General features: G+C 45.9%; 2 protein-coding genes. Both read left to right on the plus strand.

The window, feature by feature from the left end; all coding sequences use genetic code 11:
* Window positions 1–835, plus strand: an 835-nt coding sequence (locus tag A3763_RS04320) for an FGGY-family carbohydrate kinase (RefSeq protein WP_255376601.1), incomplete at its 5' end; no start/stop codon positions are given.
* 139 nt (window positions 836–974) lie between these two features.
* A partial coding sequence (locus A3763_RS04325; RefSeq protein ID WP_197482758.1) for an ABC transporter substrate-binding protein occupies window positions 975–1,280 on the plus strand: 306 nt, incomplete at its 3' end.

Raw genomic sequence — 1,280 nt, forward strand, 5'->3', positions numbered from 1 at the left:
TAGCAGTGATGAGTTTGGTGACACCGAGGCTGAGCTTTTCGGTATCTCTATGCCTGTCTACGGTATGATAGGTGATCAGCAGTCCGCCTTGGTAGGGCAGGCTTGCTTTACGCCAGGCATGATCAAAAGCACTTATGGAACAGGTTGCTTTATGATTGCCAATACGGGTGCGAAGCCACTACGCTCCAATAATCGTTTACTGACTACTGTTGCCTACCGTCTGAATTCTGAAGTGACATACGCTCTGGAGGGCAGCATCTTTGTTGCAGGAGCGGCAGTGCAATGGTTGCGTGATGGCTTAAAGTTTATCTCTCATGCTAGTGAAACGGTGGCGATGGCCAAGAAGGTTGGTTATGACAATTCGGTTTATCTGGTACCAGCCTTTACTGGCTTAGGTGCGCCTTATTGGGATCCGAATGCACGAGGTGCTTTGTTCGGTTTAACTCGAGATACGGGGATAGAAGAAATCGTCACAGCTGGCCTACAGTCAGTGTGTTATCAGACAAGGGATCTGCTCCACGCGATGGAGAAAGATGGTGCGCAAGTAAACACTTTAAGAGTAGATGGAGGCATGGTGGTCAATGACTGGGTTGTACAGTTTCTATCTGACCTTCTGAATGTTTCGGTTGACCGGCCTGAAATTGTCGAGACCACGGCATTAGGTGCGGCATACTTGGCTGGTTTAAAGGCCGGTTTATTTGAAAGCGTCGAGACGATTGCAGATATGTGGCATCTTGATAAACGTTTTTCACCTGATATTTGTCCAGAAGATGCAAAAAAACTCTATAGCGGCTGGTTAGATGCCGTCGGACGCGTAAAAACTGAACAAAATTAAGCGTCAGTGATAGTTGAATGCTAGACTTTAAGGATAGTAGTTTTCACTATTGTCGCGCATAATATTAGGAAATTGTCGAGAAGTGAACAATATAGTAATAGCCCTTCAGTGCTAAGAGGCGAGAGGCAGGAGCTTCTATGTGATTAAGAATTGGATTTTCAGTCTGACTTTGTTGGTGGCATCTGTGCCCTATGCTTTGTCCAGCGAAAGTGTAACTCTACAGCTCAAATGGAAACATCAGTTTCAATTTGCGGGTTATTATGCGGCGCTGGAAAAAGGTTTTTACGCTGAAGAAGGTTTGGATGTCGCCATTCGGGAAGCCGAGCCAGAGATGGACCCTATTGAAGTCGTCGTTAATGGTGAGGCTGAATTTGGAGTTGGCACCAGTGAGTTGCTGCTTTTACACAACCACTTTAAGCCTGTTGTCGTTTTAGGGGTTATATTC

Source organism: Oleiphilus sp. HI0128 (assembly GCF_001635365.1).